Below are 14,053 nucleotides of genomic sequence, written 5' to 3' on the forward strand. Positions count from 1 at the left end.
GAATCTTTTCTCTTTTTGACTGCTAAGACCACTCCATCGCATTTCCCTGCAATCATGTGCGTAGCAGGAAGCTCAAATACTTCAGAGGAATACAAGAAAATATAATCAAAATCTTCTTTCCACTGAAAAAGATTCATAACTACAAGGGGAATCGTTTATTATATCGTTCACTGTTTTCGTATAATTGCTTTGTAATAGTAGATGTAGTTTAGGATCAGAAAAATTCACATCGATAAGTAACACCTTTTTTTTCATCTCTGCAAACACTAGCCCTAGATTTACTATAAGCGACGCGACAACACCTCTATCCTTCGTTGAAGTAACTGTGAACACTTGTTTCCCCGATTTTTTCAACTCGTGATACACCGTATAAAACTGCTCTTTCATTAGAGCATCATGCGGATTAAATGGCAGCTTTTTCTTTGTCTTAAACATCGACATGTTCACCTCGATATATAGATGATTGCGCATCAACTTCTGTAGATTTCTTTTTTCTATTCGGTTTCATATTTATGTGACCAATAACAGATACTGTTGTTATTTTCTCTAAATCTTGTTCCACGTATATACGCTCATCAAAATAATCTCGAAATACAGCTAAACCTATCCCAACAAAAAAGCTAACAATTAAAGAGATAGGAATGATAAGTTGCAATTTCGGAAACAACTTTTCAGCTTTTTCCTGTAACTCAGGGTCAGTTAATATTTTTATCCCCTGTACATTCGTATACTGTTGAAAGCTTTTTTGAGATTGTTCTGCCAATGACTTTACAATTTCTTTGACGATTGTAGGATCTGAATCTTTTACTGTAACAGTAACGATTTGAGAGTTGTCCATATTCACCACTGAAATTTTTTGTGCTAATTCATAAATTGATTGCTCTAATTTTAAATTTTTTTTAACCGTTGAAATAATGAGTGGACTTTTTAATATATCAACATACGACGTTACAAGTTGCTTATTTTCCTGTGTTTTATTCACCGCATTTTCCTTATTAAACCCATCTAAATTCCCAACGAGAATTTGCGTTGAATATTGATACGAAGGCTTTAATACATACATAGAAATAAGAATTAAAGAAACTGTTACACAACACATCGTCAAAATAATTGTTACTACTCTTCTTTTCAAGAGCTGCTGAAAATCCTTCATACTAATTTCTTGCTTCAATTATTTCACCGCCTTTGTTTGAATGACATCCTGTAACTCACTTTCTACAGATAGTCTTTTCTTTTCTAAATTCGATTGCTTTGTTATATACCTTCCGATCCTGAATGCGAATTTTTCTACAAACAAATAAGAAATAATTGCTAGTATAAACGAAAGAATGAGCGATAACATTAAAACAATAGGTAACGGAAATATTTCATGAAGCATATACACTAGGGAAAATAAAGATATGATGTGGTATAAATAAAGACTGTAAGAAATCTTCCCCAAATATAACAAGTATTTATTACGTAGCAAGGATGACAAAGTTGCTACTGACAAGCTTAATATGACAAATAAACATGCACTTATCGCTACTACGTAGTCTCGAAATATAAAATTATTAAGCAAATTAATTTCTCCAACAAGCCCTTCATACATATAAAGTAAAACCGCAAATAAAAACCATGCAATTTTCTCATTTTTAGTACGATTACTATAAAAAACTATTAAATTATTTTTATATTTCGCAACTAGTGCTCCTAGTAAAAACTAAACAATGACAATAATGAATACCTCAACGTTTTTCGTAAACAAACCATCAAAACTAACGGGAAAATTATTGATATTCGCATTTCATGAACAAGTGACCAAATTACGCCGTTATATGCATCTGTATTATATTTCCCAATCAATAAAATATGTTGCGCTATTAAGCTTAAAGAACTTTCAATCGTCCATGAGCGATTAAACCATTCACTTAAATTAGAAATACCATATTTACTCATTGTAGTCTGGCATAAAATAGCTATAATTATTGCTACGATATATGGAATATAGATTCTAGATATACGCTTTAAAAGGAATGATCCATAGCTATCGTAGTTTTTTTGAATGGATCTATACAAAACAAATCCACTCAAAACAAAAAAAATAATAACAGATTCGTTACCACTACTAAAAATTAGACGAGCAGGTGTTTCTTTTAATAGATAAATAACAAATGGTTTATTATCTTCATAACTGTAATTTTGAAATACTGAAAAAACCATTAAATGATGGCCAATCATTACTATCAATGAAGAAATTCCTCGTATAGAATCCAGTTCTTCATACCTATCCATCGTTTTACATCAACTCCTACTGAAATGATAATAATCATTTCAAAGCGACACCATTATTCATATTCCTCTCCTTTCTTTTCATTCCAATTTTTCATATTAAAATGATTTTATAGCGTAATTTTGAATGTATTGTAACATTTTTTGTAATATTATGAATAGTAAATCTTAAAAATTGATATATACCAATTACAACCTCGAAAAATGAATAATTAAAGATAGCCTTTAAAGGCTATCTTTTTTATTTTATTTAATTATTGGCACCACTATATGCTACATGTCGTTTCTCAATTCTTTCTTCAATTTCTTTCATATTTTCTTTATTATTTAATAGTGATTGTTTATTTTCAATTAATAATTGTTTAAAAGATTTTCTCACTTTTTTTCTCATTTTCATTGTCCTCCTTGGGGGATGGTTTATATAAAAGATAAGGAATTATCTGTGTGCCCTTATAATAATTGATTGTTGTGAATTCTATTTGAACTTCATATGAAAATTCCGTTTATTTTCTGACAACTTTGTGAACATGCAAAAATGCGATCATCCTAAAACCATTTTGAAATTGCTTCATTTCATTATAAAAGTTGCTATTGTCATCAACTTCTATCCATATATTTTGTCGAAACATTTATATATTTAAATTTGAGTTCGATATAATTTTATTTACTACGATACTGTTCGTAAAAACAAAAAGAGGGATGTTGTATAAGTCAAAGTTTGACTTATATAACATCCCTCTTTCAAAACTATTTATAGCATATTGATTAATATTTCAGGTCTTCCCCAATTCATTTCTTCACAAACGAATCTAAGTTTTTCTTCATCCATTGTGTGTAATCCTTCTTCTAGTGAACATGAAATTGGAACTTCACAGTGAATTTGTGCCAATTGTAATGAAATATTTAAGTTCTCTAAATCACTTTCAATCTTTGTGCGCTGCGCTTTCGTTAATGTTGCTACATTTTCTAGTACGGTTGCTACTGTTCCATGCTCTTGAATAAGTTTATACGCTGTCTTTTCGCCGATACCTTTTACACCTGGATAGTTATCACTCGTATCTCCCATAAACGCTTTCGCATGCACGATTTGCCACGGCTCTACGCCTTTTTCTTCCATGATTTTCTCTGGTGTGTAATATTCGTAATTTCCAATTCCTTTGCGCAAGAGCATAACTGTAACGTTCTTATCAACAAGCTGAAGTAAATCCGTATCACCTGTTAAAATATAAACTTCCGCTTCATTACAGTATTGTTTTGCAAGCGTACCAATACAATCATCCGCTTCATACCCTTTCATACCGATAACTGGAATAGACAATTTCGCAGTCATTTCTTGAACTAAATCAAATTGCGGAATTAATTCTTCAGGTGGTGCTACACGATTCGCTTTATAATTCGAGAACGATTCTGTTCTAAATGTCGTACTACCCATATCCCAGCATGTTACGATATGTGTCGGTTCAATTGCTTGCATAGCTGTTAATAAATGTTTCATATAACCATGAATCCCGTTTGTAGGGGTACCATCTTGTCTTTTCATAAATTGTCCGTAGACACTTGTTGCGTAAAAAGCACGAAATAATAGTGCCATACCATCAACTAATAATACTTTTTTCATAATCCCTCTCCTACCAAAAAAAATAATAACCCCACGTCATCACGTAAGGTTATATAAATAGATTACCATTCTACGTTTTTTCAACTTTGTCTATTATACATTGTTTTTGTATATTTAGCATCATTTACACATTAAGACGTTCTACTACAACAAGTATGAAGAATTCCTGTATACGTATTTTTCCCAGTCGAAACAACTACAGCCTTTGCATTTCCGCCAACAATATGAGTCCCTTTGAAACATACGTTTTCAAGTTCAAGTGGATTATAGTCTTTCATTCGTTTTAAAGGAATAAATCGTTTACGCTCAAGGTGATAGCAACTTTCAAATTTCTCAATACTTGCATCTTTTCCTGTTAGCACGGATTCATTTACTAATAAATCATTCGCGTAAATGATACGTACATCTGCCGGTACTGTATCACCTTCTGAAAGAAAAATCATATCCCCAGGAACAAGCTCTTGTACTGGCACATTCATCATTTTTAATTCACCGTTTAAACCAGTTACACTAGAACATTCTACTCGAGACACAGTAATTTTCTCACATTGTAATCCATCACGCACATGTTGTTTTGAAAAACCTGGAATCATTCCACTTAGCTTCATCATTACTTCCGCAATACGCGCTCTTTTTGAAATTAATTCGTTTCGGCCGTATACTTGAATGCGTTTTTGTGCCTCTTTCATAGATAATCCGTCTCTTGTTGTTTTAAAATACGCAAATACAGATTTTACATCTCTCGTTGCGATTTCAATTAATAAATCTTTATTTTTTTGAAGCATTGTTTGTTCTTTCATTGATTTTTTACTTAATTTATATGACGTGTTACCCACAGTTTTGTTTGCATATAACATATTATCGTCTCCTCCTGTACAACATAGGAAGAAACGCTTTGTTTCTCAATTTATCCACTTTACCGTAACAGTGTCTAGCGCTTAAACATGCATATAAACGCTACATTATGATAAATATAGAGGGAGGAACAAGTCGTTTCCTGCCTACATCATATATTTTTGATTTGAAGTATATGGGTAACGGAACCGAGTCAGAATTTGACATGCTCCTCACCTCCTCGTTTAATTTTATAGTTTATACTATGAATTTACTCATAGCTTTGTAACAAAAAGACCCTTACTCCGAAAAGAGTAAAGGTCATGACATACACAAATAAACGATTCCTAAACAATTAGAAATCTACGGACCTCTCCCTCGCCGAGTTTTAGCACTGTATAGCATAGGTACATTACCAGCTACGTTAAGAAAAACCTTAATTCGATCATTCCTGTTGACCCATTGGCGTCTCTCGACATTTTTGGGCAGTAGCATTTCTCTATACAGGAGCCTCACCTAACAGAGACTTATTTTTATTACATAGAAAATGTTACTCTTATTTAAAATAGATGTCAACAGTAGCCTACAATTTTTTCGAAATGTATGGCGAACTAACGTATATAAAATAAAAAACTTCACGTTTAAACGTAAAGTTTTTAATAAGTTATACAACCAGCAATTACAATCCCAATGGAAAGTGATAAAAACATAAGAAAAAGACCGACTGCTTGGTTATCTTCTTCAAGACTTTTGTTTATATTAAAGCGTGGTGTAAGCCACTCAGCTAAATAAAAGACGATAATTTGAGCCAAAATCCCAACAGCTCCCCATGAAACCATATCAAGAAGTGAAATGGAATTAGCTGCTGTCGAATATAAAACAATAGCTAACCCAAGTAATCGTCCTCCAAGTACATAGCTTACCGCCTTATTTCCTTGGGCCATTAACTTAAATTCTTTTACTTTCGTTGTCACTTCCATGAGGAACAGACCAATACATAAAAGGCCCAGTGTTACTGCTAAATATAATAAAAAATTAATCATATACTTTCCTCCTTTTTTATACCTACCGGTAAATAGTACGATTCATTCCCCGTAATTTTTTCCCCAGCGCGAATACCGATACTACTCGCTTTTCCAGCAATTAAAAACGAACCAAACACATACGACAGTTTCTCCATCCCTTTCTCAGTTTCCAAAGATACGACTGGAAGTTCTGTATACTTTTGAAATATCGGCAGTGACGCTTTATACGTTTGGTGTGCATTTTGAATCATAATATTTTCGTCCTTATCGCGAACGGTAATTGTGTCTCCTTCTCTACCAAATGAAGGTTTTTGAACGAAAGAGCCTTTTCCTAAAAATAAATCTGGTTCTAAATATGTAGGTAACATATATTCTTTAATCCACTGTTGTTCCTCATTTGTATAAAAGGCCTTTTCTTCTGCTAACCCCCAAATAAGACACTGAATTGATTTTGGCTGAAGCAAAAATGCTGACAAAGGATTTATTATAAAAAGCTTTCCGGCTTTTACAAGTTGCAACAGTTCCACACCTACGAAGTCTCCTGTTTCAGGATCTTGATCCTCAATTAAATCTTCTATCGGATATGTTTGGCGATATAAAATATCAATCTGTACTCCATCCCTATCCACTAAAGCATCTTTTGTAATTCTAAGTTCTGACATTGGCACTACTTTATTTTCAACATGGCATAACTGACTCAAATACATAGTCGTATTCCAATCCTCAATATGTTCATGATGTGCTGTAAAAACAACATTTGGGTTATCTATTCCCTTTGTCGCTTCCATTACAGCCTTTGTAACACCAGAAGATAGTAATCGTTCTTGACCCAAGTTTGGATCATCATAGCCTAGTTTTCCACAAACTTTTCCATTCATTTGAAAGCATTCCATAATAAAAGTTGGTGTATCACTATTAAACTCAAGCATTTTAATTTGGTTATCATTTGTTAAAACGAAATCAAATCGTGAAATAACAGATTCAGGATATAATCCTTTCATTCTAATAAACGATAAGCTTGCAGGAGGATACCCAAGTTCAAGAAGCTGTTCGTCACTTAAATTCCGCAAAAGTTTAGCAGTCTTAAAAAATATTTTCCCCATTCGTTCAGTTGCTAATTGCAATTGTTTCATAGTCTGATTTGTTATAAAAAAAACATGAAACAAACTATACTCACATTCATATAAATCCGACCAAAAATTCGGATATTTCGAGTAAAATTCTTTTCGATCCCTTATGTATTGCGACATATGTTAGCCCCCAAATCCTCCCTTTGAACCGCTTCCAATTCCACCTTTAAATTCCGCAGACGATTGATAAGATTTAAACGCCGATGAATTTTTAAAAGTGGATTTATTTTGATAGTAACTCCCACCATAAAAATAATGCCCACGATAACCTGACCTACTATCATCACACTGCCATACCCCAAGTTCATCATCCCAATCCCAATCTGAACAACTATTATCATTCGGTTTTGGGGGAAGATCTTGCTCGCAGCCAAATAAGGTGCCAGTCATTAAAGACGTTACGACACCACCTACTAGCCATTTCGTTTTCGTCACCTTCGCACTCCCCTTTTTAAATTCTATTCCTATTATATAAGATAGCATGATAAAGTAGAAGAAAAAGGAAGAAGAGGGATAAAATGCGCTTAGAATATCGACTTAATGATGAAACGAAAAGGTATCCTGCTTTATGGAACTACGCAAATATTTCTAATTCTGAAATCATCGCACGCATGACGTGTGAATATTTTATAAAAGATAACAAGACATATGTTGTTACTGCAACTTCAGTAGATCCAGACGGAACAGCAGTTATATATATTCAAAAAGAAGAGTTTGCAAATGACCCTTCAGATCCTACATACTCTCACATCGGTTTTGAGGTTAGAGAACTAAGTGAAACGAGTTCTAGCATAATAGATCGGAAAGATGTATGGAACTATGAAGAAATTTTGCCATCTCTTCATTCAGACCTTATATATATTCAGCGCGACGGCATGCATATGGAGTTCGCTTTAAATTCAAGAGAGATTGATGAAGATAGAAAGTGCTATATTTATTATGGAAACTTCACAGGTGAATCCAGATAAAACAAATATATTTATGCAACAAAAAAACCTTACGTATAAAACGTAAGGTTTTTATATAGCCCCACATATGCCGTTCTCTCTAGATGTCCATAAACCTGCTCTCACAGGTGGATGCTCTCACAAATGTTTGTAACTTCCTTCTTAAAAAGACGGCTTGTTAGCTACATTTAAATATTGAACTTCCATATTAAACTTATTGGTTTAAGACATGCATAAGCTACGTACACCGTAGGAATTTTATATAATGTTAGTTGAAATAAGACCCCCGCACGTGCCGCTCCTCGTAAATGTCCAAAAACCCGCTACTCGCAGGTGGATGCCCTCACAGTTACCGTACATCTTCCTCCACAAGGAAGGCTTGATGATGGTCGCTAAATATTGAGCTTCCGTATAACTAACATCGGTTTTAGACATAAATAAGTTACGTACACCGCAGGATGTATTATTTACTTGTCGTTATATTATCACATTGTTTCCAATGTGTAAAATACAAAGTTTTTCGAGCAATTTCTTGCTTGTGACCTTATTTTAATACAAATTATTTTTGCATGCAAGTGATTAATCTTCTTCTTTTGCAATTTGATTTTCTGGATAAGAAATCCAATCACTCCAGCTACCTGCATACAATTTAACATTTTGGAATCCAGCTAATTTCAATGCAAGGATATTTGGACATGCTGTAACACCAGAACCACAATATACAATTGTTTCCTTATCTTTCAAAAGATTTCGGAATCGTTCTTGTTGCCCAGCTTCATTCTTAAATTGTCCTGATTGTACAATTCCATCCTTCCAAAAATAGTTTACTGCTGTCGGAATATGTCCTGCTTTTGGATCAACTAGTTCCTCTACACCAGCATAACGTTTTGGCTCTCTAGAATCAATTAACGTAACATCTGCACCTGCATGAATATTCTCTCTCACCGTTTCCATCGTTACAAGCATATGATCTTGTACATTTGCTTTGAATGTTTTTCGTATAGCAACAGGAATTTCCTTTGTTATCGGTAGTCCATTCTCTTTCCAAGCTGGAAATCCACCATCTAATATATATACTTTCTCATGTCCTACATAGTTTAATAACCACCAGAGACGAGAAGCATTTGCACCCGCTTGACTGTCATATGCAATTACTGTCGTATGTTCACCAATACCAGCTTGTGAAAGCTTGTCTGCAAACTCCTCAATATTCGGCAATGGATGGCGACCACCATGTTCTGTTACAGGACTTGATAAATCTAAATTTAAATCAAAATATAACGCATGAAGAATATGTTCTTCCTCATACTTTTCTCTACCCCAATTAGGATTCGCTAAATCAAAACGACAATCGATTATACGGACATTCTCATCCTCTATATGCTCACGTAACCATTCGACTGTAACTATCATCTTTAACGACCTTCTTTCTCTTGCAAACGACTTACATACTCCATAACCATTTCTTCCGTAACAAATTTACGTTGCAGTGTAACACCATTTTTTGCAAGATCATTAATTTGCTTTGTTACAACATTAATGATATCAACCGAAAATTCTTTCCCCTTTGACGCAAGAGATACGGCTGCTTCAATAGCTGCTTCACGCTGCGCATCTAATTGTAAACATGCTTTTACACTTTCATTTTGTTTACGAGAATGTGCTGTAATTGCTTTATGTACTTCCATCTTCTCTTCCCCCTAAATAAGTTATACGTTCTTATTCAATTCCATTGCAAGCCGAATCATATCACGACATACAATCCCATTTTCAATAATCTCTTCTTCATAATGCTTTGAAAAGTAATCAAAATCAATAGAAAAAATACGAAATCCACATTTTTGATATAAAGCAAGTTGTGAAACACTAGAATTGCCTGTACCAACTTCAAGTTTTGACATACCATATCCTTTAGCAGTTTCTACGGCATGACTTAATAGCTGCTTTCCAATCCCTTTTCCTTGCAAATGCTCTACAACCGCAATATTCATAATTTCCATCGTCTTCGGCCTTGTTTCCAAAAGAACATATACACCGACAACTCTCTCCTCTTGCTTAGCTACATATGTTAACCCTCTTTGTACATATGCATCAATTTGCTGCTCACTTGGATCAGCAAGCAATAATAAAGGTTTCGGTATAGCTTCTTTCGAAATATACTCTATTACTACACACATAAAAAACTCCCCTTTCTCTATTGTTCTAAACCCTCCTTGTCTACCATAAATAATAGAAAGGAGGGATTCACCATGGACAACAATGAGAAAAAGTGCAACGTCATCTCTATTGATGGAAAGAAGAAGAAAAGCGACACGTATTCCTATCCAAAATTAGTAGTAGAAAACAAAACATATGAATTTTCTTCATTCGTCTTATGCGGTGAAACACCAGACGGCAGACGCCTCGTTCTTACTCATATGATTTCTACCGATGAATTTGCTGGGTTTGTCAAATCTTTAGATACAGTATTGCAAAAGAAAATTGAACGAATCTTTTTCTCATAACGACTATATCACATAAATTTCTTTTTCAATCTCTACTAACTGCTTTTGCAATTGTTCTTTACTTTGTTCATATAGTGATACATCAATTGTTTCAGCCAATGCAAATAATACACTTTCATAATAATTCATCACATCTTGCTGCATCACTTTTTGGAATAAGTTCCATTTCAAATCCCACTCTTGCTTATAATGATGAACAAATAAATCTTTTTCATCAGCTACATAGTTTGATACGAAAGGCTCTAATACAACTTTAGCCTCTTCTTGCATGAAAGCTTTATCATTTTTTTCAAAAAAGCTTTTTTCATTTTTAAAATGCGCCAGTGCTTTTTTGAAATCTTTTATTTCAACTGAAGGGAACGGTTCTTCATGTGCAATATCTTTATATTCATAATCCACTGTTCCACTCATAGAAATTGATTCATTTTCTACTTTACAGTTCACCACAATTTCATTCTTTGCACGCTTCATCGCTTCATCTATCCATTTCTCAAGGCGTAATGATGTCGCACGCATTTCTTGTAATAAATCATGCTGAATAAATGCTACTAATTCCATAACGCACTGTTGCAACTGTACTTTCACATTCCCATCCGTTCGCAGCGACGCTGGATTAATAAATTCAGTAAACACATCGTTATAGCGTAGGAATAGACGCTGTTGCACGTAATAAAGCAATTCTTTCACTTCATTTTGCATCGCCTGCTCTTCAGCAAGCACACTATATGATGAAATAATATGAAGTAGCTGATTACGCTCTGCTTCATATTTTTTCGTTTGCTTCTCTTTCTCTTCATTCCCCTGCTTTGCACCGTTTATCATATTTACTAAAAGCTGATCTGCTCCTTGCAATGTACCATATAAAGCATGAACAGATACGAGCATTAAATCTCTCATCATAAAGGATGTAAATGATTCCTCGAACTTAGCAATCCCAGAGTTTTGTAAAATACCGTACTTCTCTTTTTCAATATTTTTTCCTTGCTTCTCTTCAAGTGCACATAAACTTGAAATTGCAAATAAACGCGGATTTCTAATACCGTATTGCAGTAGCTGGTCTGCGATATAACCTTTTACCATTTCAAGTTCTTCTTCAGACTCTGCTAAATCGGCCGCATTAATTAAGAAGAACATTTTATCAAGTGCAAAAGTATCCTTTACACGACCAAGCTGGATTAAGAATTCACGGTCAGCACGAGAGAACACATGATTATAATACGTTACAAATAAAATAGCATCTGCGTTTTTAATATACTGGAACGCAACGTCCGTATGGCGGGCGTTAATAGAATCCGCTCCAGGTGTGTCTACAAGCGCTACTCCTTGCCTTGTTAAAGCACAATCATAATAAAGCTCCATATACTCAACAAAACATGATTTTTCTTCATTCGCTACATAATCAGAAAACTCTTCTAGTGTAACTTGTACTTGCTCCCCTAAATGAGAAGAAACCGTATCATACCCTTTTTGTACCGCTCGTAAAAAGCTAAATGTTGTTTTTTGCTTCCCAGTTGGTGAAGGATATTTCATAACTTTATCAATTTGTGCTAACGCTTCATCTAACGTAGTAATCTCATAATGAAACAACTTATAAACAGCTTTCATATCTTCTAATAAAGCTTGCTTTGATTTGAATTGAACCATTACTGTTCCGTGTGGTTTTTCCTCTGTAACCGGCAAAATTTGATTAATCGTTGCCGTCGTCGGATTTGGTGATACAGGAAGTACCTTCCCACCAAGCAATGCATTGGCAAATGATGATTTTCCAGCACTAAAAGCTCCGAATAACGCTACTGTAAATTGTTTCGTTTCCACACGACGCCTTTTTTCTATTACCTCTTGTTGTACATGTTTCAGCGCTGGCAATGGCTCTAATATCGTTTCAGCTTTCTTCACTTTCTCTAATATACGCTGAATATTTAAAGCTGCCGTTCCTTTTATCTCTTCCTCACGAACCATTACGTTATCGTTTACGCTTTCCTGCTCTTGTAGTGTGAATTTCTCACTAACAATTTGTGTTTTACTTTGCAATATTTCCTCTATTTGCAATCCTTCTGGTGTAGCAACACGCTCGTGCCAAACATTTTGCAAATAACTTTCATATGTCTCTAAATTGTTACTGTATTGCAATTGCGTTTCTTTTGCCGTTTGCAACATCATATATTTTTCAATCTCTTCTTCAATGCGTGCAACTGCTTCCTTCACCTTTTGCTTTAAAACGACTGCACTTTTATCAAAAATTTGCTGCGCTTTTGTAAAATAACGTTTCTTCAGTTCATTCGCTACATCCGCTGTATAAAGAAGTAAGTAATCACCTGTGAAACCTGCACCTTGTTTAATGACTTCAGCTAACATTTCTGGTCCAAAAGCAATTTCTAAAGCATATATGTCTTTCCCAATTTCCTCTGTGAACAATCCTTCTTCTTTTAAGAAGGCAACAATAAATTCTTTCACATGAAAATCAAGTTGCGTTTCAACAGTCTTTTGCAAAGCAGAATAAAAAGCATCTAAACGTCTCAGTTTTTCTTGCTCCGTCTTTCCTTTCGCAAATAGCAAACCGACCTTAAATTTAGTTAATTTCGTTTCTAAATACGCATTTGCCAATTCTCTCATTTCAAATGGCATTAAATACGCGTTATCTAATATAGCTTGTAAGCCTTTTATAAATTCGTTTCTCACATGAGATTCTTTACTAGCCTCGCGTTGTTTAGTTTCCGTTTGCTCTTCTTTCTTTTCAACTATCTCTGAAATAGAAAGCGGCGATGCTAACTCTTCCTCATATTTCAAAAGAGCTTTTTCATTTTCCGAAAGAATAAACGAAAAATGTTCCCCCATTAAATATTCTGTTTCTCGCTCCATTCCATCTCTTACATACTGCACTTTTTCTTTCATAATAGAAGTAATTAATGTTTCTAAGCTCCCAATTTCATTATGTGTATGGTTCATCATTCGTAATGAAGTATAATACACTCCATCTACTTCAATATCCCAGTTAGAGAACGATTGTTTTACACTATCTTTATAATCCTCAAACGATAATTCATTTTCTTTATGTTTATCTATTTGATTTACAACTAGATAAACCGTTTTATTACGTTGTTTCAATTCTTTAACAAATTGCAAATTCACTTCCGATTGGACGTGATTATAATCCATCATATAAAAAATTACGTCTGCTAGATGCAGCGTTGATTCTGTCGCTAATTGATGGGCATCATCTGTTGAATCAATCCCTGGTGTATCAACTAACATAACACCCTCAGGAATTGGCGCATCATTCCGATAAATATGAACACCAATTACCTCATCACCGTCTTTACAAATTTGTTTTAATTCTTCAGCTGAATATGCACCATCATATTCGTACTGTTCTCCAGATTTAACTGTTACAACAACACGATCCATTCCTTTTTCAATTTTGACAACGTTAGCGCTTGTCGGAATTGGACTTGTTGGTAACAACTGTGCTTTATATAGATGATTCATCATCGTTGATTTCCCTGCAGAGAAGTGACCGCAGAACGCTATCATAAGCTGCTCTTGTTTATATTTTTGAATCACCTCAAACAACTTTACACTATTCTCTGCATCGCCGTGTTTTTGCCACTCTTCATAAAAACAAACAAGTTTTTTCATACCGTTTGTCTGTACTATGTTTGTCATCCCCTTGTTCCCCTTTATCCAAGATGTATATACTTTTTCCCGCCATTTGCGAGCTCATAAT

13 protein-coding genes, 2 other RNA genes, 2 pseudogenes and 1 riboswitch are annotated in these 14,053 nt (G+C 34.4%); of the genes and pseudogenes, 2 read left to right on the forward strand and 15 right to left on the reverse strand.

The features are described 5' to 3' along the window. The 9 genes and pseudogenes from DN393_RS22395 to DN393_RS22435 form a co-directional block, all read right to left on the reverse strand. Positions 1–441, reverse strand: a pseudogene (locus DN393_RS22395) (P-loop NTPase family protein); the annotation flags it as partial. Continuing rightward, positions 428–1,171: a YveK family protein gene (locus tag DN393_RS22400; RefSeq protein WP_064476584.1), complete on the reverse strand. Its 744-nt coding sequence runs from the start codon at positions 1,169–1,171 to the stop codon at positions 428–430. The pseudogene DN393_RS22395 and the gene DN393_RS22400, both read right to left, overlap by 14 nt. Continuing rightward, positions 1,172–2,274 (reverse strand): annotated as a pseudogene (locus tag DN393_RS22405) (acyltransferase family protein). It lies immediately after the preceding gene. A gap of 247 nt (positions 2,275–2,521) precedes the next feature. Beyond that, positions 2,522–2,662 carry an FbpB family small basic protein gene (locus tag DN393_RS22410; RefSeq protein ID WP_046955196.1) on the reverse strand — a complete coding sequence of 47 codons (141 nt, stop codon included), beginning with the start codon at positions 2,660–2,662 and terminating at the stop codon, positions 2,522–2,524. A gap of 360 nt (positions 2,663–3,022) precedes the next feature. Next, entirely contained in the window at positions 3,023–3,889 is an 867-nt protein-coding gene (locus DN393_RS22415; protein WP_064476586.1) for a 5'-3' exonuclease, read from the reverse strand. A gap of 131 nt (positions 3,890–4,020) precedes the next feature. Continuing rightward, positions 4,021–4,746 carry a P-type ATPase actuator domain-containing protein gene (locus DN393_RS22420; protein ID WP_000964966.1) on the reverse strand — a complete coding sequence of 242 codons (726 nt, stop codon included), beginning with the start codon at positions 4,744–4,746 and terminating at the stop codon, positions 4,021–4,023. 342 nt (positions 4,747–5,088) lie between these two features. After that, positions 5,089–5,254: riboswitch (M-box (ykoK) riboswitch) on the reverse strand. Positions 5,255–5,379: 125 nt separating this feature from the next. Then, positions 5,380–5,766 (reverse strand): DUF350 domain-containing protein, encoded by a 387-nt coding sequence (locus DN393_RS22425; RefSeq protein WP_000606860.1) that lies wholly within the window; start codon positions 5,764–5,766, stop codon positions 5,380–5,382. Beyond that, positions 5,763–6,998, reverse strand: a complete 1,236-nt coding sequence (locus DN393_RS22430) for a glutathionylspermidine synthase family protein (protein WP_064476588.1) — start codon at positions 6,996–6,998, stop codon at positions 5,763–5,765. Before DN393_RS22430 ends, DN393_RS22425 begins: the two co-directional genes overlap by 4 nt. Positions 6,999–7,001: 3 nt before the next feature. Beyond that, positions 7,002–7,313: a hypothetical protein gene (locus tag DN393_RS22435; protein ID WP_064476589.1), complete on the reverse strand. Its 312-nt coding sequence runs from the start codon at positions 7,311–7,313 to the stop codon at positions 7,002–7,004. An 83-nt stretch (positions 7,314–7,396) separates the two neighbouring features. Between DN393_RS22435 and DN393_RS22440 the strand changes: the two genes are divergently transcribed. Continuing rightward, the gene (locus DN393_RS22440) at positions 7,397–7,846 is read left to right on the forward strand and encodes a hypothetical protein (RefSeq protein ID WP_149173963.1); all 450 of its coding nucleotides are present in this window, start codon (positions 7,397–7,399) and stop codon (positions 7,844–7,846) included. A gap of 54 nt (positions 7,847–7,900) precedes the next feature. Here DN393_RS22440 and ssrS (DN393_RS22445) read toward each other — a convergent pair. From ssrS (DN393_RS22445) to DN393_RS22465, 5 genes are all read right to left on the reverse strand, one after another. Continuing rightward, positions 7,901–8,084, reverse strand: a non-coding RNA gene (gene ssrS / locus DN393_RS22445) — 6S RNA. A gap of 21 nt (positions 8,085–8,105) precedes the next feature. After that, positions 8,106–8,288, reverse strand: a non-coding RNA gene (gene ssrS / locus DN393_RS22450) — 6S RNA. A 116-nt stretch (positions 8,289–8,404) separates the two neighbouring features. Beyond that, positions 8,405–9,238, reverse strand: coding sequence for a sulfurtransferase (locus DN393_RS22455; RefSeq protein ID WP_064476590.1), 834 nt, complete (start codon positions 9,236–9,238; stop codon positions 8,405–8,407). Between the two features lie 2 nt (positions 9,239–9,240). Then, entirely contained in the window at positions 9,241–9,513 is a 273-nt protein-coding gene (locus tag DN393_RS22460; protein ID WP_000451806.1) for a YpbS family protein, read from the reverse strand. Between the two features lie 21 nt (positions 9,514–9,534). Further along, positions 9,535–10,002, reverse strand: coding sequence for a GNAT family N-acetyltransferase (locus tag DN393_RS22465; protein ID WP_048561317.1), 468 nt, complete (start codon positions 10,000–10,002; stop codon positions 9,535–9,537). 72 nt (positions 10,003–10,074) lie between these two features. Between DN393_RS22465 and DN393_RS22470 the strand changes: the two genes are divergently transcribed. After that, a complete protein-coding gene (locus DN393_RS22470; protein ID WP_000369740.1) occupies positions 10,075–10,329 on the forward strand; it encodes a DUF3931 domain-containing protein in 255 nt (84 codons plus the stop codon). Positions 10,330–10,332: 3 nt separating this feature from the next. Here the strand turns inward: DN393_RS22470 and DN393_RS22475 are convergent, their stop codons facing one another. Continuing rightward, entirely contained in the window at positions 10,333–13,992 is a 3,660-nt protein-coding gene (locus DN393_RS22475; protein ID WP_149173964.1) for a dynamin family protein, read from the reverse strand. Between the last annotated feature and the right edge of the window lie 61 nt (positions 13,993–14,053).

The organism is Bacillus sp. BPN334 (assembly GCF_008368885.1).
Classification (GTDB): domain Bacteria; phylum Bacillota; class Bacilli; order Bacillales; family Bacillaceae_G; genus Bacillus_A; species Bacillus_A wiedmannii.

Coding starts and splice junctions, on each gene's coding strand:
- DN393_RS22410 (WP_046955196.1), bottom strand. CDS start 2,662: ATGAGAAAAAAAGTGAGAAAATCTTTTAAACAATTATTAATTGAAAAT.
- DN393_RS22415 (WP_064476586.1), bottom strand. CDS start 3,889: ATGAAAAAAGTATTATTAGTTGATGGTATGGCACTATTATTTCGTGCT.
- DN393_RS22420 (WP_000964966.1), bottom strand. CDS start 4,746: ATGTTATATGCAAACAAAACTGTGGGTAACACGTCATATAAATTAAGT.
- DN393_RS22425 (WP_000606860.1), bottom strand. CDS start 5,766: ATGATTAATTTTTTATTATATTTAGCAGTAACACTGGGCCTTTTATGT.
- DN393_RS22430 (WP_064476588.1), bottom strand. CDS start 6,998: ATGTCGCAATACATAAGGGATCGAAAAGAATTTTACTCGAAATATCCG.
- DN393_RS22440 (WP_149173963.1), top strand. CDS start 7,397: ATGCGCTTAGAATATCGACTTAATGATGAAACGAAAAGGTATCCTGCT.
- DN393_RS22455 (WP_064476590.1), bottom strand. CDS start 9,238: ATGATAGTTACAGTCGAATGGTTACGTGAGCATATAGAGGATGAGAAT.
- DN393_RS22460 (WP_000451806.1), bottom strand. CDS start 9,513: ATGGAAGTACATAAAGCAATTACAGCACATTCTCGTAAACAAAATGAA.
- DN393_RS22465 (WP_048561317.1), bottom strand. CDS start 10,002: ATGTGTGTAGTAATAGAGTATATTTCGAAAGAAGCTATACCGAAACCT.
- DN393_RS22470 (WP_000369740.1), top strand. CDS start 10,075: ATGGACAACAATGAGAAAAAGTGCAACGTCATCTCTATTGATGGAAAG.
- DN393_RS22475 (WP_149173964.1), bottom strand. CDS start 13,992: ATGACAAACATAGTACAGACAAACGGTATGAAAAAACTTGTTTGTTTT.